The organism is Nocardiopsis sp. M1B1 (assembly GCF_052466615.1).
In genome coordinates this window covers 831,683-850,907 of sequence record NZ_CP196194.1, presented here as the reverse complement: position 1 = coordinate 850,907, position 19,225 = coordinate 831,683, and the positions used below count along the sequence as shown (strand labels likewise).

At 74.9% G+C, this 19,225-nt stretch carries 13 protein-coding genes; 6 read left to right on the top strand and 7 right to left on the bottom strand.

Annotated features, from left to right (window positions below; translation table 11 throughout):
• The first annotated feature begins 129 nt into the window (after window positions 1-129).
• Window positions 130-2,316 (top strand): SpoIIE family protein phosphatase, encoded by a 2,187-nt coding sequence (locus ACSTA4_RS03920; protein WP_444962446.1) that lies wholly within the window; start codon window positions 130-132, stop codon window positions 2,314-2,316.
• A gap of 25 nt (window positions 2,317-2,341) precedes the next feature.
• Here ACSTA4_RS03920 and ACSTA4_RS03915 read toward each other — a convergent pair whose 3' ends face one another.
• Window positions 2,342-2,947, bottom strand: coding sequence for a response regulator transcription factor (locus ACSTA4_RS03915; RefSeq protein WP_047869745.1), 606 nt, complete (start codon window positions 2,945-2,947; stop codon window positions 2,342-2,344).
• Between the two features lie 336 nt (window positions 2,948-3,283).
• On the opposite strand from ACSTA4_RS03915, the gene ACSTA4_RS03910 reads away from it, so the two are divergent.
• Together ACSTA4_RS03910 and ACSTA4_RS03905 are read left to right on the top strand one after the other, a co-directional pair.
• The gene (locus ACSTA4_RS03910; protein WP_444962445.1) at window positions 3,284-5,227 is read left to right on the top strand and encodes a trypsin-like peptidase domain-containing protein; all 1,944 of its coding nucleotides are present in this window, start codon (window positions 3,284-3,286) and stop codon (window positions 5,225-5,227) included.
• A 367-nt stretch (window positions 5,228-5,594) separates the two neighbouring features.
• Complete coding sequence (locus ACSTA4_RS03905) at window positions 5,595-6,902, top strand: glycosyltransferase (RefSeq protein ID WP_444962444.1); 1,308 nt, start codon at window positions 5,595-5,597, stop codon at window positions 6,900-6,902.
• On the opposite strand, the gene ACSTA4_RS03900 is transcribed toward ACSTA4_RS03905, so the two are convergent.
• The 3 genes from ACSTA4_RS03900 to ACSTA4_RS03890 all read right to left on the bottom strand — a co-directional run bounded on the left by ACSTA4_RS03900 (window position 6,862) and on the right by ACSTA4_RS03890 (window position 10,212).
• Window positions 6,862-8,337, bottom strand: a complete 1,476-nt coding sequence (locus tag ACSTA4_RS03900; protein WP_444964090.1) for a HAMP domain-containing sensor histidine kinase — start codon at window positions 8,335-8,337, stop codon at window positions 6,862-6,864. The two genes, ACSTA4_RS03905 and ACSTA4_RS03900, sit on opposite strands and share 41 nt — an antisense overlap.
• A gap of 89 nt (window positions 8,338-8,426) precedes the next feature.
• Complete coding sequence (locus ACSTA4_RS03895; RefSeq protein WP_248773501.1) at window positions 8,427-9,125, bottom strand: response regulator transcription factor; 699 nt, start codon at window positions 9,123-9,125, stop codon at window positions 8,427-8,429.
• Between the two features lie 139 nt (window positions 9,126-9,264).
• Window positions 9,265-10,212: an HpcH/HpaI aldolase/citrate lyase family protein gene (locus tag ACSTA4_RS03890; RefSeq protein WP_444962443.1), complete on the bottom strand. Its 948-nt coding sequence runs from the start codon at window positions 10,210-10,212 to the stop codon at window positions 9,265-9,267.
• A gap of 206 nt (window positions 10,213-10,418) precedes the next feature.
• Between ACSTA4_RS03890 and ACSTA4_RS03885 the strand changes: the two genes are divergently transcribed.
• Window positions 10,419-12,914, top strand: a complete 2,496-nt coding sequence (locus ACSTA4_RS03885) for a molybdopterin-dependent oxidoreductase (RefSeq protein WP_444962442.1) — start codon at window positions 10,419-10,421, stop codon at window positions 12,912-12,914.
• A 379-nt stretch (window positions 12,915-13,293) separates the two neighbouring features.
• Here the strand turns inward: ACSTA4_RS03885 and ACSTA4_RS03880 are convergent, their stop codons facing one another.
• The gene (locus ACSTA4_RS03880; RefSeq protein WP_444962441.1) at window positions 13,294-15,480 is read right to left on the bottom strand and encodes a PrsW family intramembrane metalloprotease; all 2,187 of its coding nucleotides are present in this window, start codon (window positions 15,478-15,480) and stop codon (window positions 13,294-13,296) included.
• Window positions 15,481-15,826: 346 nt separating this feature from the next.
• On the opposite strand from ACSTA4_RS03880, the gene ACSTA4_RS03875 reads away from it, so the two are divergent.
• Complete coding sequence (locus ACSTA4_RS03875) at window positions 15,827-16,288, top strand: hypothetical protein (RefSeq protein WP_444962440.1); 462 nt, start codon at window positions 15,827-15,829, stop codon at window positions 16,286-16,288.
• Window positions 16,288-16,644: a winged helix-turn-helix domain-containing protein gene (locus tag ACSTA4_RS03870; protein WP_444962439.1), complete on the top strand. Its 357-nt coding sequence runs from the start codon at window positions 16,288-16,290 to the stop codon at window positions 16,642-16,644. The genes ACSTA4_RS03875 and ACSTA4_RS03870 overlap by 1 nt, the downstream gene beginning before the upstream one ends.
• A 300-nt stretch (window positions 16,645-16,944) precedes the next feature.
• On the opposite strand, the gene ACSTA4_RS03865 is transcribed toward ACSTA4_RS03870, so the two are convergent.
• A complete protein-coding gene (locus tag ACSTA4_RS03865) occupies window positions 16,945-18,264 on the bottom strand; it encodes a methyltransferase family protein (protein ID WP_444962438.1) in 1,320 nt (439 codons plus the stop codon).
• The gene (locus ACSTA4_RS03860) at window positions 18,261-19,208 is read right to left on the bottom strand and encodes a hypothetical protein (protein ID WP_444962437.1); all 948 of its coding nucleotides are present in this window, start codon (window positions 19,206-19,208) and stop codon (window positions 18,261-18,263) included. Before ACSTA4_RS03860 ends, ACSTA4_RS03865 begins: the two co-directional genes overlap by 4 nt.
• Window positions 19,209-19,225: the final 17 nt, after the last annotated feature.

The window sequence follows — 19,225 nt, the reverse complement described above, 5'->3', positions numbered from 1 at the left end:
TCGGCCCCGGGCGCGCGGACCGGTGGGCGGAAGTGACGGTTCGCGCGGCACCGGTCACCCCGGCACGCGTATCGTGGCAGTGACCACCGCCCCCCGCGCACGCACCCAGTGACGAAGGACACCGACGGCTTGCCAGCACACGACGCGTCGAAGGTCGCTCGACGAGAGTTCCCGCCCGCCCCGGAGACCGCGGCGGCGGCCCGCGAGTTCGTTCACGACACCCTCCTTTCCTGGGGTGTGACCGACCCCTCCGACGACGTGATCCTGCTGGTGAGCGAGCTGGTCACCAACGCCGTCATCCACGCGCGCTCGTCCCTGGACGTGACCGTGCGCCGGTCGGAGGGGGCGACAGAGGTGATGGTCACCGACTCCGTGCCCGAACGCGCCGTCCCGCAGGCCGGGCCCCTGTCCGTGGACACCTCCCCGTCCCGGGAGAACGGGCGCACCGGCGGTCTGGGGCTGGCCCTGGCCTCGGCGATCGCGTCGAGCTGGGGCGTGAGCTACGGGCGCAACGACAAGGCCGTGTGGTTCCGGATCGAGGACGAGTCGGGGGAGCGCGCCTCCCTGGAGTCCCCGCCGGTGCGCAAGAGCCCCTCCCGTCCCGGGCGCCCCGCCCCGTGGTCGGCGCTGGACTCCGCCCTGGGCTCGCGGCTGTCCCTGCCGCAGCTGCTGGAGCGCACCGTGGAGCACTCGGCCACGGCGCTGGGCGCGGACGCGGCCTACATCACGCTGGCCACGTCCGACGAGACCATGTGGGAGGTGCGCGCCGCGGTCGGGCTGACCCCGGGCGGCGCCCCGTGGCGGCCGCTGCGCGTGCGCACGGAGGAGATCTTCCCGTCGTCGGCGCCGGAGCCGGGCGCGGTGATCAACGACGACCTGATGATCGCCCGCGCCAGCCGGGGGCGCCTGTCGCGCGCGGGGATGCGTTCGCTGGTCACGGCGCCGCTCATCGTGGACGGCCGGGTGGTCGGCCTGCTGGGGGTGGCCTCCCGGCGGGCCCGGCACTTCGGGGCGTCGGCGGCCAAACGGCTCCAGGAGGGCGCGAACCTGATCGCGCTGCCGGTGGAGCGGGCCAGGCTGGCCGAGGTGGAGCTGAGCAGGCGGGCCTCGCTGAGCTTCCTGGCCGAGGCCAGCGACCTGCTCGCGGGCACGCTGGACGAGCGGATGACGGGCGCGCTGGCGGCGCAGCTGATCACCTCGCGGCTGGGCCGGTGGTGCGCCATCGAGACGATCAACGAGATGGGCGTCTCGCAGCTGACGCACGTGGTGCACAGCGACGAGAACTACAACGACATCCTGCGCGCGCTGCTGACGGGGCTGCCGCCGCACGAGCAGAGGGAGCCGCAGCCGCTGTGGTCCCCGGCCGAGCTGGCCAAGGAGGGGCTGGACGAGCAGCTCGTCCGGGAGCTGGCGAGCGGTCCGGCGATCTGCGTCCCGCTGGTGGCGCACGGGCGCGCGCTGGGGCGGATGACGATCGGCAAGAACGAGTCCGACGACTTCACCCGCGAGGAGGTGGATGTCGCCGACGACCTGAGCAGCCGGGTGGCGTCGGCGATGGAGAACGCGCGGCTGCACGAGAAGCAGGCCGCGATGAGCGACGCCCTCCAGCGCAGCCTGCTGCCGGCCAAGGAGAAGGAGCCGGTGATCCCGAACGTGGACCACGCGGTGTTCTACCGTCCGGCCGACGAGCGCAACGTGGTGGGCGGGGACTTCTACGACGTGTTCGCGGCGAGCGGCCGGTGGTGCTTCGCCATCGGCGACGTGTGCGGCACGGGCCCGGAGGCGGCGGCCGTGACCGGCCTGGCGCGGCACACGCTGCGGGCGCTGGCCAAGGAGGGGTTCACGCCCTCGCACATCATGCAGCGGCTGAACATGGCGATCCTGGACGAGAACACCTCGACCCGGTTCCTGACGATGCTGTACGGGGAGATGACCCCGGCCACGGACGGCGGGGGCGGGATGCGGCTGCGGATGGTCTCGGCCGGGCACCCGCTGCCGCTGCGGCTGAACCAGAAGGGCGAGGTGCTGCCGTTCGGGGCCTCGCAGCCGCTGCTGGGCGCGTTCGAGGACGTGGGGTTCACGACCGAGAACGTGGACATCCGCCCCGGCGAGGTGGTGCTGGCGGTGACCGACGGCGTGACCGAGCGGCGCAGCAACACGGACATGCTCGGCGACGAGGGGCTGATGGAGATCTTCTCCGGCTGCGCGGGGCTGACCGCCCAGGCGGTGATCAGCCGCATCGACCGGGAGCTGGAGGAGTACGCCCCGGGAGGGCGCAGCGACGACACCGCGATGCTGGTGCTGCGCTTCCTCTAGGCAGCGTTTCTTGGACCTTCGGTGCCTACAGCCAGCCCATGTCCTGGGCGGTGCGGATGGCGGACATGCGGTTGTCGGCGCCGGTCTTGCCGATGGCGTTGGAGAGGTAGTTGCGCACGGTGCCCTCGGTCAGGTGGAGGGAGGCGGCGATCCTGGCGACGGTGGCGCCGTCGGAGGCGGCGCGCAGCACCTCGGTCTCGCGGTCGGTGAGCGGGCTCTCGCCGCCGACCATCGCGGCGGCGGCCAGGTCGGTGTCGATGTAGCGCCCGCCCCCGTGCACGCGGCGGATGGCACCCGCGAGCTGGTCGACGGGGGCGTCCTTGGCCAGGAAGCCGCGCGCGCCGGAGGACAGGGCGCGGCGCAGGTAGCCGGGACGGCCGAAGCTGGTGAGGATGACGACGCCGCAGTCGGGGGCGTCCGTCCGCAGCCGCGCGGCCACCTCCAGCCCGGTGGCGCCGGGCATCTCGATGTCCAGGACGGCGATCGCGGCGCCGTGCCGCAGGACGGCGTCGACCACCTCGTCGCCCCGGCCGACCTCGGCGACGACCTCCAGGTCGTCCTCCAGGCCGAGGAGGGCGGCGATGGCCCCCCGCACGAGGTGTTCGTCATCGGCCAGCACGATCTTGATCAAGGTCGGCTCTTCTCCGGTGTCTCGCTTTGGCTTCGGCACGATATCGTTTCGGACATTGTGGTGCATACGGCGCCTACGGGGAGCGCGCCGGGGTAACGGGCGACGTGTCGGGTCGCGACGTCGGGGGTTGGGATGCTCTCACGGACGTCGGGGCCAGTCACGGGCGGCCCGGCCCGACCGCGCTGGACCACGGGACCGCCGACGCGGACCGGGCCGGGGCACGGCGGGGGCGGAAGGACTCGAAACCCCGGCATATCGCGCTCTCACCCTGTTCTAACCCATGCGTCGCATGATGGAACACGTCACTGAACATCGTCCCGTCAGCCGGAGGATGAGTTGAACCCCAACGAACCGAGTGCAGGTACCGAGCCCGGTGCGGCGGCCGGGAACGGGCTTCCCGAGCACCGTCCCGCCGAGCCCGCCGACCAGGCGGGGCCCTCCGGCCCGCACGAGGGGGGCTCCTCCACGGCTGACGGCACCGACGTCCGTGGCGCGTCCGGCGGGGAGCACGGGGGTGTCCCCGCCGGACAGGACGACCGGACCCACGGAGCCGAGCACGCCGGGCCCCAGCGGTCCTTCGGGGACTCCGAGGCGCAGGGAACCGGTGGGGAACCCGGGGCCGGGGAGACGGGCGGGCACGTGGAGCGGCCCGCGCCGCACGAGCCCGGCGGGTACACCGGCGTGTGGCAGAGCGGCGAACAGCCCGGTCAGATGCCGTCCGGCGGGTACCCCGGTGCCGAGCGGAGCGGCGGGTACGCGGCGGCCGGGCAGACGGGTGAGGGCTTCCCGTCCCAGCAGGCCGGGTACCCGGGGGCAGAGCGGTACGGGCGGCCGGAGACCGGCCCCGCGGGGGCGGGGCCGACCTTCTCCCCGCCCGGGCAGCCGCCGAGGTGGGCCACCGGTCCCAACGACCCGGAGCACGCCTCCTACACCTTCCCGCCGCCCGGGGGCGGCTACGGCGCCGCCGGCGGCCAGCACGAGCAGTTCTCCGCCCACCACCCCGCTCCCCCGCACGGCGGGCAGAACGGCCCCCACGGGCCGGTCGGGCACGGGCAGCCGCCGTACGGTGACGGCGGCGCGTTCGGGGCGGGCGGCCCCGGCGGCCCCGGCGGCCCCGGGGATCACGGCGGCCACGGCGGGCAGCCCCCCTTCGGCGGCGCCTTCCCCGGGTCGGTGCCCCCGCAGGGCAACGGCAGGAAGCGCGGCTCCGGCAGGATCGTGACCGTCGCCGCGATCACCGCCCTGGTCACGAGCCTCATCGTGGGCCCGATGACGGCCCTGGGCACCGCCTACCTGTTCCCCAACGGCTTGAGCGGGCCGATCAGCTCCCTCAACCAGGAGCAGGAGAGCACCCAGACCGAGGGCGAGGTGGGCGAGGTCGCCGACACGGTCCTGCCGAGCGTGGTGTCCATCCGCACCGCCAACGGCGGCGGCAGCGGTGTGGTCATCTCCTCCGACGGCCAGATCCTCACCAACGCGCACGTCGTGGCCGCCGCCGAGGGCGGTCCGATCGAGGTGCTGTTCAACGACGGCAGCTCCGCGCGCGCCGAGGTCATGGGCTCGGACCCGGTCTCCGACATCGCGGTGATCCAGGCGGAGGGGCGCAACGGCCTCACCCCGGCCACCCTCGGCGACTCCGAGCAGGTCGGTGTGGGCGCCGAGGTGGTCGCGATCGGTTCCCCGCTGGGGCTGTCGGGCACGGTGACCACGGGTGTGGTCAGCGCGCTGAACCGTCCGGTGAACACCGGGCAGTCCGGGCAGACCTCCACGGTCATCAACGCGATCCAGACGGACGCGGCGATCAACCCCGGCAACTCGGGCGGCCCGCTGGTGAACATGAACGGCGAGGTCATCGGGATCAACACCGCGATCGCGGGCGTCTCGCAGGACAGCGGCTCGGTCGGGCTGGGCTTCGCCATCCCGATCAACCAGGTCCGCCCCATCGCGGAGCAGCTGGTCGAGGACGGCAGCGCGAGCTACCCGGCGATCGAGGCGACCATCACCAACTCCCGCGTCGGCGGCGCGGAGATCGTGGAGGTCACCGAGGGCGGCGCGGCCGCCGAGGCCGGACTCCAGGCCGGTGACGTGGTGGTGTCCGTGGACGGCGAGCAGGTGTCCACGCCGGACGAGCTGATCGCGCAGATCCGGACCCGCCAGCCCGGCGAGGAGGTCACCCTGGGGATCGTCCCCGACGGCGGCAGCGGTTCCGAGGAGGAGGTCACGGTGACGCTCGGGGAGCAGAGCGTGGAGGCGGCCCAGAACGAGGAGGGCGGGAACTGACGGGAGCGGCCCCGTTTCCCGCACGGGCGGCCTCGGACCCTCGGGTCCGGGGCCGCCCGTCGTGTGTGCGGCGGAAGCCGCGGTCACGGCCCGCGGGCACCGCGGGCCCGGAACCGTCCGACGCATGCGCGGCGGCGGACGAGGCGGTCACGCCCCGAAGGCACGGCGGGCCCCGGGCGTGCGGACCGCGGGCCGCCGCCTGTCGGCGCGGCCGGACTTGTGGGTAGGCGGAGGGAGCACGGGGGTTCCCTCTCCCGCGCCGCGTGCCACCGAGCGGTCGCCCCGCGGTCACCGAGAGGTCGGCGGGGGTCAACGCGGGTGACCCACACTCGGGCGTACGCGGCGACCCGACAAAGGAGATCAGGTCATGTCCACGTCCTTCGCCTCCCCCGCGGTGGCGGCACCGCCCCGGCCCGCCGTCGGCGCGACGCGCCGCACCCGGGTCCTGATCGGTACCGACACCTATCCCCCCGACGTGAACGGCGCCGCGTACTTCACCGCCCGCCTCGCCCGCGGTCTGGCCGCGCGCGGCGCGCGCGTGCACGTGGTGTGCCCCTCCCCCGAGGGCGCCCCGTACACGGCGGAACGCGGCGGGGTGGTCGAGCACCGGCTGCGCTCGGTGTCCTCCCTGGTCCACGACAGCGTGCGGCTCGCGGTCCCGCTGGGCGTGCGCGGCCACCTGGACCGGCTCCTGGACCGGCTGCGCCCGGACGCCGTCCACATCCAGAACCACTTCCTCGTCGGCCGGATGCTGGCCGCCGCCGCGCACGCCCGCGGCGTGCCCGTGGTGGCCACCAACCACTTCATGCCGGAGAACCTCTTCGACTACGTGCACGTGCCCGCGCCGCTGCGCCCGCACGCGGCCCGGCTGGCCTGGTGGGACCTGGGCGCGGTGCTGTCCAGGGCCGAGCACGTGACCACGCCCACCCCGGCGGCGGCGCGGCTGCTGGTCGACCAGGGGTTCACCCGGCCGGTCGAACCGGTCTCGTGCGGGATCGACCTGGACCGGTTCAGCCCGCTGGACGGCGGCGCGGCCACCCGGCGGCGGCTGCGCGCCCGGCTGGGCGTGCCGGACCGCAGGACGGTGCTGTTCGTGGGGCGGCTGGACGAGGAGAAGCGCGTGGACGAACTCGTGCGCGCGGTGGCCCTGACCGACGGTGTGCAGCTCGTGCTGGCCGGGCACGGCGCGCACCGGGCGCGGCTGGAGGAGCTGGCGGCGGAGGTCGGCGCGGCCGACCGGGTGGTGTTCCTGGGCTTCGTGCCGCACGCCGACCTGCCCGACGTGTACCGGTGCGCGGACGTGTGGGCCATCGCCGGGACCGCCGAACTCCAGAGCATCGCCACCCTGGAGGCGATGGCGAGCGGCCTGCCGGTGGTGGCGGCGGACGCCATGGCGCTGCCGCACCTGGTGGAGGAGGGCGGCAACGGGTACCTGTACCCGCCCGGCAGTTCGGGGGCGCTGGCCGCCCGGCTGGAGTCGGTGGTCGCCGACGAGGGCCGACGGCTGGGGATGGGCGCGCGCAGCCGCGGCATGGCCGAGCTGCACCGGCTGGAGGACTCGCTGGAGCGGTTCGAGCGGATCTACCGCGAGGCGTCCGCCGGTGCGGGGGTCGGCGCCGGGGCCGGTGCGGCGCTCACCCCCGCGCCTTCGGCTCCTCGTCCCGCGGCGGTGTGAACAGCGGCAGGTGGAAGCCGATGACGGCGCCGCCGCCCTCCCTGTTGCGGGCGAACACCCCGCCCCCGTGCGCCTGCGCGATCTCCCTGACCATGGACAGGCCGAGCCCCGAACCGGGCAGGCCGCGGGCGACGGCGGCCCGGTAGAAGCGTTCGAAGACGTGGTCGAGTTCGGCCGGGTCGATGCCGGGCCCCCGGTCCAGGACCTCCACCGCCCCCGCGCGCACGCGGATCTCGATGGGCGCGGTGCCCTCGGGGTCGAACTTGGCGGAGTTCTCGACCGGGTTGGAGACAGCGCGCTCCAGGGAGCCGGGGCGGCCCCACACGACGCTGTCGTCGGCGTCCACGACGATGTCGCGGCCGGTGCGGCGGCGGGTGCGCTTGGCGACCTTCTCGGCGATCCCGGCGAGGGGGACGGCGCTCATCTGCTCGTCCTCGTGGTCGCCGGTGGCCAGGCCGACCAGTTCGTTGACCAGCGCGGTGAGTTCGCGGGTCTCGCCGCGCAGGTCCTCGATGAGGCCGGCGCGCGCCTCCGGGCTGAGCCGGTCCACCCTGTCGAGCACCTGCACGTTGGTGTACAGGCTGGTCAGCGGGGTGCGGAGTTCGTGCGCGGCGTCCTGGACGAGGCGGCGCTGCTCGTCCTTGGAACGGGCCAGCCGGGCGAGCATGGCGTTGAACGCGCTGGTGAGGCGGCCGACCTCGTCGCGGCCGACGTCCTCCTCGCGGCTCTCGCCGCTCCGGCCGGGGTCCACGGGGTCGAGCCGTCCGGTGGAGCTGACGTACTCGGCCGCCTCGGTGAGGCGCACCAGACGGCCGGTGGTGCGGTGGCCCACCAGCCAGCCCGCGGCGGCCGCGCACAGGGCGACGAACAGGCCCACCCACAGGATCTGCGTGGCCAGCCGGTCGATCATCAGCTCGGTCGGGGACAGGCGCTGGAGGAGCTGGAGGGCCCCGGCGCCGTCGCCGAGGGAGACCGTGGCCAGCCGGTACTCCTGGCCGCCGATGGCCTGCTCGCGCATGTCGACGATGCCGGGCCGCGCCTCCTCGGCGACCTCCAGGTCCCTCTGCGACGGTGCGAACAGGATGATCTCGGACGGGTCGGCGATGTTGACCGTCCTGCTGCCGTCGGGTTCGAGGAGCTGGAGCTGGAACTTGTCGCTGGGCAGGAACGGGCCGGGACCGGCGGAGCCCCCCTGTCCCTGCTGGTGGTAGTCGACGAGCTGGTCGGACAGGGCGGTGACGGTGCTCTCGAACTCGGTGCGGGCGTCGGAGCGGATGAGCGCGGCGGCGGTGGTGTAGGCGAGGGTGCCGACCAGGGCGATGACGACGGCGGCGACCAGCGCGAAGATCACCGCGAAGCGGGTGCCCAGCCGCCAGTCGCCCGGCTGGAGGAGCGTCCGGCGCCACCTCGGGACGGCGGTGCGCGCGGCGGACACCAGGGCCCTGAGGCCGGTCGCGGCTCCAGAACCGTGCGGGGTTCCGTGTCCGGGTCCCCGCGGGGTGTCGTCTTCGGGTCGCACGGGTCTCAACCCTGCGGCCGGAGCGTGTAGCCGACCCCGCGCACGGTCTGGATCAGCGGCGGCCCGCCGTCCTCCAGCTTGCGGCGCAGGTAGCTGATGTAGACGGCGAGGTTCTTGGACTCGGGGCCGAAGTCGTAGCCCCAGATGCGGTCGTAGATGGTGGAGTGGTCCAGGACGATCCCGGCGTTGCGCACCAGGAGTTCGAGCAGGTCGAACTCGGTCTTGGACAGCTCGACCTCGCGGTCGCCGCGCCAGACCCGGCGGGAGGCCGGGTCCAGGGACAGCTCGCCGACGCGCAGCGGGCCCTGCTCGGCGGCCTCCTCGGGGAAGGGCGCGGCCCGGCGCAGCAGGGCGCGCAGCCGGGCGAGGAGCTCCTCCAGCTCGAAGGGCTTGGCGAGGTAGTCGTCGGCCCCCGCGTCGAGCCCCGCCACCCGGTCCGGCGTCTCCACGCGCGCGGTGAGCATGAGGATGGGTGTGCGGTCGCGCTCGGCGCGCAGCACGCGGGCCACCCCGAGCCCGTCCACTCCCGGCATCATCACGTCGAGGACGAGCAGGTCGACCGGGTCGGCGTGCACGGCGGCGAGGGCCTGGACCCCGTCCGGTACCGTCCTGACCCTGTAGCCCTCCAGTTGGAGCGCGCGTTCCAGTGAGTCCCTGATCGCGCGGTCGTCGTCGGCGACCAGGACCGTGGCGGTGGCTTCCATGGCGCCCATGGTTCCGTATGAGGGTGAGAGCGCGGTAAGAGCGGGGTGGGGCGCGTGTCAGACTCCGCACCGGTCAGAGCCCGTGCGGCCCCGGGCGGGTCCGCACGGGGTTCAGCCCGCCCTCCGCCGGGGTCCGGGTTCAGGCCCCGGGGTCGAACGCGCGGGTCCGGTCCATCCCGGCCGCGCGCCCCTTGCCCGCGACCACGAGCGCCATCTTGCGGGAGGCCTCGTCGAGCATCTCCTCGCCGAGCATGACGGCGCCGCGCCGGTCCACGGTGGTGGCGTGGGCGTAGGCGTCCAGGATCAGCTCGGCGTGGTCGTAGTCCTCCTGGGAGGGCGCGAACACCTCGTTGGCGGCCTCCACCTGGAGCGGGTGCAGAACCCACTTGCCGTCGAAGCCGAGGGCGGCCGTGCGCCCGGCGGAGCGGCGGAACGCGTCCACGTCCCGGATCTGGAGGTAGGGGCCGTCGATGGCCTGGAGCCCGTGGGCGCGGGCGGCGGTGAGGATGCGCATGAGCACGTAGTGGTAGGCGTCGCCGGTGTCGTAGCCGGGCGGCTGCTCGCCGACGACCAGGCTCTTCATGTTGATGGAGGCCATGAAGTCGGCGGGCCCGTAGACGAGGCTCTCCAGGCGGGGCGAGGCGGCGGCGATCCCGTCCACGGCGACCAGGCCGCGGGCGTCCTCGATCTGCGCCTCGATGCCGATCCGGCCGACCTCCAGCCCGACGGCGCGTTCGATCTGGGTGAGGAGGGTGTCGAGCCACTGGACGTCGCGGGCCGAGGTGACCTTGGGCAGGACCAGGGCGTCGAGTTCGGCACCGGCGCCCTCGACGACGGTGACGACGTCGCGGTAGGCCCACCCCGTGGTGACGTCGTTCACGCGGACGGACCGCACCTTGCCGTCCCAGCCGCCGTCGTTGAGCGCCCGGACGACGGCGTGGCGGGCCGCGTCCTTCTCCAGGGGCGCGACCGCGTCCTCCAGGTCGAGGAAGAAGGCGTCCGCGTCCAGCCCCCGCGCCTTGTCCACGAACCGGGGGTTGGACCCCGGCACCGCGAGTACCGACCGCCGCGACCTGAGTTCGCCCATCGCCGTCCGTCCCCCTGCTCCACTCGTCCGCCTGCGCGCGGTCCGCGCCGGTCGGCCGCGCGGGAGCGCGGTCGCGGCACCGGCCGTCCGGCCGGATCGGCCGCCTCCTCCGGGCGGGACCGCGCCGCCCATCATCGCACCGTGCGGTGCATAGAGTGAGTTCGGGCCCCTGGTGGGGCCCAGGTGAATCCAGGGGGGAAACGAGCATGTCCGGCACGTCGTCGTATCCGACCAGCGCCCACTGGGGCAGTTACCGGGTGGTCGTGGAGGACGGCCGGGTGGTCGGGGCCCTCCCGGACCCGGACGACCCGGCGCCGTCCCCGGTGATCGCCAACACCCCCGCCGCCCAGCACCACGCCTCGCGGGTGGCGCGTCCGGCGGTGCGGCGGCGCTGGCTGGAAAACGGCCCCGGCCCGGACCCGCTCCGGGGGGACCCCGACGACGCCTACGTCGAGGTGGAGTGGTCCACGGCGCTGGACCTGCTCGCCGGTGAGCTGGACCGGGTGCGCGGCGCGTACGGGAACGCGGCGATCTACGGCGGTTCGTACGGCTGGGGCAGCGCGGGGCGGATCCACCACGCGCAGAGCCAGCTGCACCGGTTCCTCAACTCGATCGGCGGGTACACGCGCTCGCGCACCACCTACAGCCACGGCGCGGTGGAGGTGCTCTTCCCCCGGATCATCGGCGTCCCGGCGGCGAACCGGCTGCTGCACCGGGCCCCGTCGTGGACCCGGATCCGCGAGCACACCGAGCTGCTGGTGAGCTTCGGCGGGCTGCGGGTGTCCAACACGTGGACCTCCTCGGGCGGGCGCGCCGCCCAGACCGCCGGTCCGGCGATGCGCGAGGCGTCCGGGGCCGGGGTGGAGTTCGTGTCGGTGTCGCCGCTGCTGGACGACACCCCCGAGGACGTCAAGGCCGAGTGGGTCTCCCTCAACCCGGGGACCGACACGGCGGTGATGCTGGCGCTGATGCACGTGCTGTTCACGGAGGGCCTGGCCGACACCGCCTTCCTGGACCGCTACACCGTGGGCGCGGACGTGCTGCGCGCGTACGTGCTGGGCGAGCGCGACGAGCGGGGCGGCCCGGACGGGACCGCGCGGACACCGGAGTGGGCCGAGCGGATCAGCGGGGTCCCCGCCGACGAGCTGCGGTCGCTGGCGCGGCGGATGGCGGCGCGGCGCACGCTGGTCAACGTGGGGTGGTCGGTGCAGCGGGCGCGGTACGGCGAGCAGCCGCTGTGGGCCGGGCTGGCGCTGGCGTGCTGCCTGGGTCAGGTGGGGCTGCCGGGCGGCGGCTTCGCGTCCGGCTACGGGTCCATGGGCAACTACGGGGGCGGCGCGACGCCGCTGGGGCTGCCGAGGATGCCGCAGGGCAACAACGCGGTGGACTCGTTCATCCCGGTGGCGCGGGTGGCCGACATGCTGCTGGAGCCGGGCGGGCGCTACGACCACGACGGCGAGGAGCGGCGGTACCCGGACATCCGGCTGGTGTACTGGGCCGGGGGCAACCCCTTCCACCACCACCAGGACCTGAGGCGGTTGACCGAGGCGTTCGGGCGGCCGGAGACGGTGGTGGTGAACGAGACGCACTGGACCGCGACGGCGCGGCACGCCGACATCGTGCTTCCGGCCACGACGGTGCTGGAGCGCGACGACATGGCCGCGAGCCAGGGCGACCTGAGCGTGCGGGCGATGCCGCGCGCGGTGGCGCCGCACGGGCAGGCGCGCGACGAGTACGACACCTACGCCGACCTGGCCGAGAGGCTGGGGGCGCGCGAGGAGTTCACCGAGGGGCGCACGAGCGGCGAGTGGATGCGCGTGGTGTACGGGCGCTGGCGGTCGCTGGTGGCGCGGCGGGGCCTGGAGGTGCCGGAGTTCGAGGAGTTCTGGGAGCGCGGGCGGGTGGAGATGCCCGGCCGGGTGGAGGACGAGGCGCTGCTGGGCGAGTTCCGCGCCGACCCGGAGGGCCACGCCCTGCGTACGCCGAGCGGGCGGATCGAACTGTTCTCGGAGACGATCGCGTCGTTCGGGTACGAGGACTGCCCGGGGCACCCGGTGTGGCTGGCGGGGCCGGTGGTGACCGGTTCAGGACGTGGAGCCGGGGAACCGGTGGTGACCGGTTCCGGTGCCCAGGCCGGGGTTGGGGCCGGTGCCGGGGAGTCCGTGGCGACGGACTCGGTGCCTGGGGCCGGAGCGTCGGTGACAGCGGGTTCCGGAGCCGGGGCGCCCGTGGTGAACGGCTCCGGTGGTCGGTCCGGGGAGTTCCCCCTGGTGCTGATCGCGAACCAGCCGAGCGGCAGGTTGCACAGCCAGCAGGACATGGGCGCGCACAGCATGTCGCAGAAGGTGCGCGGGAGGGCGCCGTTGCGGATGCGTCCTGAGGAGGCGCGGGCCTGCGGTGTGGCTGACGGGGACGTGGTGCGGGTGTCCAGCGCCACGGGCTCGTGCCTGGCGGGCGTGGTGGTGAGCGACGCGCTGCGGCCGGGGGTCGTGCAGCTGTCCACGGGGGCCTGGTACGACCCCTCGTCGGAGGACGTGACGTGCGCGCACGGGAACCCGAACGCGCTGACGGAGGACGTGGGGACGTCCGCGTTGAGCCAGGGGTGCACGGGTCAGCTGGTGCGCGTGCGCGTCGAACCGTTCACCGGGCAGGTACCGCCCGTGCGCGCCTTCGAGCCGCCGAGGGGCGTCACCGCGGTCTGACCGCGGCGGGGACCTCCCCCGAGCGCTTCGCGACGCGTGCCCGGCTCCACGGCATCGGAGGCCCTGTTCCCCGCTCCGCGGGGCCGCGTGGCCCCGCGGCCGACCCGCCCGAGTACCCGCGCGGCACCGACGCGGCTTTTTGGCACTCCGCGCGTCTCCCATGAAGCAGGGGTCGCCCTGTCCGCGTAGCCGCGCGGGCGCGCGGCCGCGGTCCAGCCCGGCGCCGCCGCCGGTCGATCTGCCCGCGTACCCGCACAAGGCTGACACGGCCCTCCGGCGTCACGTCCCGCCGGTGCCTCCGACCTCGCAGGCACCGGCGGGGCGGGTGCTCGCGGTCAACACAGCCGGGAGAAGGGACCCAGGGCCGGAACCGGGCCCGTCACCGTACGAGGAGCCGGTTCACGCGCCTGGGCAGCAGCAGCCCCGCCCAGCCCAGGAGCGCGTATCCCACCTGGCCGGGCGCGAGCATGCCGAGGATCGCCCCGGTGTTCGCGGTCGGCGCGCGCAGGAACTCGCGCATCCTCGGGTGTGCGTGCGGCACCCCGTTCCCGGACAGCAGCAGCGTGAGCACCGCGACCAGCACCACGGCCGCCCAGACCGCGTCGACACCGTTCAGGTCGCCCAGCCAGCCCTGGATCCGGTCCAGGGCCATGAACGCGTAGGCGGGCGCACCGGTCGCGGCCGGGTCGGGCGCGGGCGCGGCGGCGAACACCATCGCCGCCGCGCCCATCGCCGCCATCGCCCCTGTGACCCCTCCGGTGGCCGCCAGCCCCAGCCGCATCGCCAGTTCGCGCGCCTGCCGGGTCAGTTCCTCCTGTGAGGGGTAATGGCGCCAGGGCCGCCCCGCCGACCGGGCCTCGCCCATGGCGTTCGCCCGCCGCCAGCGCAGGAACCGCCAGGTGTCGCAGAGCACCGAGGGTCCGCGCCGCGCCGCGATGGCCGCGACGGCCAGCTCGTGGGCGATCGTGGACACCGTGGTGGCCAGGGTGATCGGCAGGTCCACCCAGGACAGCGCCGTCCTGCGGAACAGCGGCGCGATGTCGGCGGGCACGCGGACCCGCATGGCCACCGAGCGCCCCCGCGCCCGGCGGCGCAGGCGGGCCAGCGGCGGCTGCCCGGGCAGCGGCGGCGTGGACTCGGCCGCGGTCGCGATCAGCCGGTAGTCCATGGCCACCGCGCACAGCAACAGCAGCACCAGCAGCCACGGGGTGAGCACCCCGCCGCCGAGGAGGCCGTGCACGAGGTCGGAGGCCGGGTGCAGCTGGGCGTTGGCCAGCCGCGCGTTCAGGTTCAGGTGCTCCAGGAACGCCAGGGTCAGCGCGACCGGCGGCAGCAGCCACAGCCAGGCCCCGTAGCGGCGGCCGACGACCGCCAGGCCGAGCGCGGCGCCGACCAGGCCGGTGGTGACGGCGTGGCCGGAGAAGACCGCGAGCACGGTGCCCGCGGGGTCGGTGACGGTACTGCCGCCGGGCAGGAACAGGCCGGTCCCGGCGGACATGCCCGCCCCTCCGAGGGCCACCTGCGTGAGCAGGCGCTCGGCCAGCTGGAACCCGGCTCCGGAGGCCGCGGCCAGCAGCAGGAAGTCCACCGCGGCCAGGCGGCGCAGCCTTCGGCGGGCCACCAGGGCCAGGAGCAGCAGCGGGAGGAGCTTGCCGACCTCCTCCACGGTCACGGCGACGTAGGTGTAGCCGAGGACGCCGTAGGGGTCGCCGCCCAGCAGTCCGGTGACGGCGGACTCGGCCAGCGCCAGCGGCCACAGCAGCAGCGCGCCGAACGCGGCCACCCGCAGCAGCGAGGCGAAGGAGACCGTGCGCGAGCGGGCCAGCAGGGCCAGCTGGAACAGCAGGACGAAGGAGGCGGCCAGCGCCGGGAACGCGGCGCCCAGACCGGGGACGGCCAGGGGCGCCACGAGCAGCGCGGCCACCATGAGCCACCCCCAGGCCCCGCGCAGGGCCCGCAGGGAGCGGACCGCACGCGGTGAGCGCTGCCGCGCGCGTTCGGCGCTGCGGGCCAGGAGTTCGGCCGGGTCGGGGCCGGGTCCGCGCGGGCCGCGGGCGTGGCGCGCGCCGGTCTCGGCGCAGTGGTAGAGCTGGGCGGCGCGGGTGAGGACCGGGCCGCCCTCCCGTCGGGCGCGCGAGGCGAAGTGGCTGCGGGCCTGGGGGATGTCGGCGCCGACGAGTTCGCGGACGAAGTCGGCGGGACCGGCCGCGACGGTGAGCTCGTCCGCGGTGACCAGGACGGCGGCGGAGAAGTCCTCGACGCAGACCAGGAAGTCGGTGGGCGCGGGCCCCCAGCCGCGGATGAGGTCGATGAGGGTGTCGGTGTCGAGGGGGACCTCGGTGACGGGGTCGTAGGAGAACTCGGGCCTGGTCCGGCACACCAGGAGCCGGTCCACGCCCATGGCGCGGCCCGCGGCGACGACCGCGCGGATGAGGTTGCGGTCGCGGGGAACCAGGAAGGGGGTGGTGACCTTGCCGTCGGCCCGGATCCAGTGGGGGTCGAACTCGGTCGCTCCGGCGCAGACGCGCAGCACGAGGTCACGCGCGAGCATGGCCTGTTCTTCCATGGGTCACCTCGTGCCTGGGGGCTCACTCGGGGGCGGACGGGCGCTCTCTCGGGGCGGGGACCGCGGGCCCGTTTCCGCCGCCTTCCGGACGGATCGGCCCGACCGAGCATAACGGTGGGCCGCCCGGTCGGGGGAGGGCGCCGTGGGCCCCTTCCCCGGCGGCGGAGGCCGGCGGCGGTCCCGCCGACCGCGGGGCGTGTCGGCCATCCGCGTTCCTCGCGTCGTCGCTGGTCGACGCGGTGGCTGCGTCCCGGCGGTCTTCTTTCGGGCCCCGGTGTGTTTGACAGGACCCGATCCTTGGTATCTACTTTCCATATAGAAAGTAGATACGAAAGAGGAGATGGACATGGCCAGCAATCCCGAGCTCGACCAGGTCGCCGACGCCCGCCGCAAGCTCGCCAGCCACACCGACCTGCCCGCCGCCTACTGGGTCTTCCTCGCCGCGGCGAGCGTGCTCATCGCCGGACTGCCGATCTGGTCCGCCGTCCTGCCCGGCAGCGGCCCCTACTTCCAGTGGGCCGTCCTCGGCGTGGTCCTGGTCGCCACCGCCTACTCGGTCATCCAGCGCCGACGCAGCGGCGTGTACATGCCGCGCTACATCACCTCCTACCCCGGCGCCCGGCTGATGTGGATCGCCGCCCTGGCTGTCGCGGGCGTGGGCTACATCGGCATCAACCTCCTGGTCGACCAGGGCATGATCGGCTTCGCGCTCGCCGCGCTGGTGCCCGTGGCCGTCCTCGTGCTCGCCGGGCAGATGCTGGTCCGCTCGGCCATGCGCCGCAGCATCGAGAACGGCAGGGTCAAGTAGTGACCGCGCTGCACCGCCCCGGCGGCGGCGCCTCCCCCGGAGGCGCCGCCGCCGCACGCCAACCGATCCTGGAGACCGGCCCGCGCCTGGCGATGTGCGCGCTGTTGCAGAGCGCCAAGTGGGTCGACTTCGCCACCGTGCGCGACCTGCTCGGCGTCAGCGATCCGATGGTCTCCAAGCACAGCCGCACCCTGGAGGACGCCGGACTGCTCGAAGTCCGCAAGGGAGCGGTCGGGCGCCGACCGAAGACCTGGTTCCGCCTGACCCCGGTCGGACGAACGGCCCTGCAGAGCCATCTGGCCTGGCTGACCGGCCTGGGATCAGCGGTCGAGCCCGACACCGACCCCGACACCTGAACCGGGGCGGGGAGTCCGAACCGGCCGGAACCGCGGCGGCCCGCTCCGACTCCGACGCCGGGGAGAAGGGCCCCCGACCACGGGGAACACCGGGCGCCGCCCGCGCTCGACGCGGGCGGCGCTCTCCGTGTCGGCCGGAAACGGGTCTGCGCGGAACGTGAACGGCTCCTGCCGACGGGGGCGCGGACCGAAGGCGCGCCGGGTCCTCGGTGGAGCCCCGCCGCGGTCTCCCGCGCGCACCGGTCCGGCCTCCCGGGCCCTCCCCCGTTCCCCCGGGCGCCGCGTTCCGGAACCGCCGACTCACGCCCGCGCGCCGGGCAACGACGCCCCACCGCCGCGGGGAGCGCCCGGCTCCTCCCCTCCCCCTCCTTCACCGAGGGGTTCGCGCGAGGGCCGCGGCCCGGCCCCGAAGGCGTCCGCGCACAGCTGCGCGAAGTGCCGCACCCCCGGCAGGTCGAGCACCCAGCCCGCGAGCGCCCACCCCAGGTGCAGGTGCTCCAATGCCCGGGCCAGCGCCGACACCCCGCTCCAGCGCAGACCCTCGGGGTTCTCGTAGGTGAGGCGGTACAGCACCTCGGGGTGCTCCGCCGCCGGTCGCGGCTCCAGCGCCACCGGCGCGCGGGCGGCCAGCCAGCCGCCCAGGCCCCGGCACATCGCGCAGTCCGCGGCCACGTACAGCGTGCCCGGTGCGCGGCCGGGCCACGGCCGCCACCGGGGCAGCCAGGCGCGCACGCCCGCCCGGTAGGCCTCCCAGTCCCCTCCGAACGCCGCCCGCAGCTGGCCGCCCTCGTGCCAGGCGGCGAACCCCGCGCCGTAGGCGAAGGCCGCGAGCGCGCCGAGCAGCAGCCGCGGGTCGCCGGTCACCGGGGCCAGGACCAGGTACACCCCGGCGACGGTGGCCTGCATCGGGTTGCGCAGGTAGGCGTAGGGGCCGCTGGTGACCAGCCGCGACGGCGGGTCGAAGGGCAGCGGGGTGCCGCCGCCCACCCGCGCGAACTCGCGGGCCGCCGCCAGCCCCGGCAGGCACACCGGGGCCAGGACCTGGGCGGCCACGAAGGCCGTGCCCGGACCGGGCAGGGCGTCCAGCGCGGCCAGCGGCAGGACCACCATGGCCCCGAACGCCAGGAGCGCCTGCGCCCACATCCGGGCGTGCACCAGCTGGCCGGTGCGCGTCCAGTAGGCCAGCATCAGCGCGGGAATCAGGCACAGCGCGGAGCCGACGAACTCGCCGAGCAGCCAGAGCGGGCCCAGCACCACGACGGGTTCGGCGAGCGGCATGATGATGACGTCCACCCACACGAGCAGGCCGCTGAGCAGCGGCACCGGCAGCAGGCGCAGCAGCAGCGCGGGCAGCGCGCCCCACAGCACCGCCCAGGCCAGCAGCAGGTCCACGGGCATGCCGAGCCACACCGCGCCCTCGGCGTGGAAGGACCACCAGCCGGCGCGCAGCGCGTACAGGTTGAGCGGGACCAGCGTGAACAGGGCCCACGCCCCGGCCACCAGCATCGCCGCGACCTCGCGCGGGCGGGGCGCGCGCCACAGGCACAGTCCGGCCAGCAGGAACAGCGGGGCGAACAGGCCGACGCCGCGGACCAGCGCCGCGGGCAGTTCCGGGGTCATCGGGAGTCCCCCAGCGCGGCGGTGCCGAAGGTGACGGCGAGGTACTCGGCGGCCAGGTCGGTCGCGTAGGACTGGATCGGCCCGAAGTACCAGGAGGGCTCGTAGGTGCGCTCGTAGTCGATGGACCAGGCCAGGCGGGTTCCGGCTCCCTCGGCGTTCCACACGGCCTCGGCGGTGCGCATGTCCATCCAGTTCGCGAAGGCGGTGTCCTCGACCACCTCGAACACCACGCGCCCGCCGTCCTCGCGGATCTCGCTCTCCGTGATCCGGAGCGCCATGTGGCGCGGCGTGGGCTCGGCGCCAGGCTCCAGCGTGCGGCGCGGGGTGAAGCGGACGAGCCGGGTGTCGCCGACCTCCAGTCCCTCGCCGGAGGCCGAGACGGGCTCGGGGAAGGGCACGGCCCGGAGGAAGAGCGCGTCGGGGGCGGCGTAGGCGGGCGGGGCGGCCAGGGCGGCGGCGACGTTCCCCGCGGGCGTGGAGACCAGGACGTAGCCCTCACCGCGGTCCTCCCGGGGCAGCAGGGAGGTTCCGGCGACGCCCTCCAGGGCGAGCGCGAACAGCAGCGGCACCGCGAACAGGGCGTGCCGGGAGCGGTCCCGCCAGGCGACGAGCGCCCCGGCCGTCCAGGTGACCACGGCGACGACCCCGTAGATCAGCGGCGCGGCGATGAGCAGGCAGACCATGCCCTCGCCGAGCAGGGGTCCGGCCAGGGCCAGGCAGAGGGTGGTGACGGCCATGGTGACGCCCATGGCGCTGCGGGCCCGCACGGTGAACACCACGAGCAGGGCGATGGTCGCGGGCAGGCCGACGTAGAACAGCGCGGTCTGGTCCAGGCCGCCCCAGTGGTGGATCCGGAGCGCCAGCAGGGCGGCGAAGGCTGCCAGGACCAGGGCCGCGAGCAGCAGGCGCGCCCTGGAGGGCGCGGGGGAGTCGCTTCGGGGCACGGGGGATCTCCTTCAGC

Coding starts and splice junctions, on each gene's coding strand:
- ACSTA4_RS03905 (WP_444962444.1), top strand. CDS start 5,595: ATGTCCACGTCCTTCGCCTCCCCCGCGGTGGCGGCACCGCCCCGGCCC.
- ACSTA4_RS03895 (WP_248773501.1), bottom strand. CDS start 9,125: ATGGAAGCCACCGCCACGGTCCTGGTCGCCGACGACGACCGCGCGATC.
- ACSTA4_RS03890 (WP_444962443.1), bottom strand. CDS start 10,212: ATGGGCGAACTCAGGTCGCGGCGGTCGGTACTCGCGGTGCCGGGGTCC.
- ACSTA4_RS03885 (WP_444962442.1), top strand. CDS start 10,419: ATGTCCGGCACGTCGTCGTATCCGACCAGCGCCCACTGGGGCAGTTAC.
- ACSTA4_RS03880 (WP_444962441.1), bottom strand. CDS start 15,480: ATGGAAGAACAGGCCATGCTCGCGCGTGACCTCGTGCTGCGCGTCTGC.
- ACSTA4_RS03875 (WP_444962440.1), top strand. CDS start 15,827: ATGGCCAGCAATCCCGAGCTCGACCAGGTCGCCGACGCCCGCCGCAAG.
- ACSTA4_RS03865 (WP_444962438.1), bottom strand. CDS start 18,264: ATGACCCCGGAACTGCCCGCGGCGCTGGTCCGCGGCGTCGGCCTGTTC.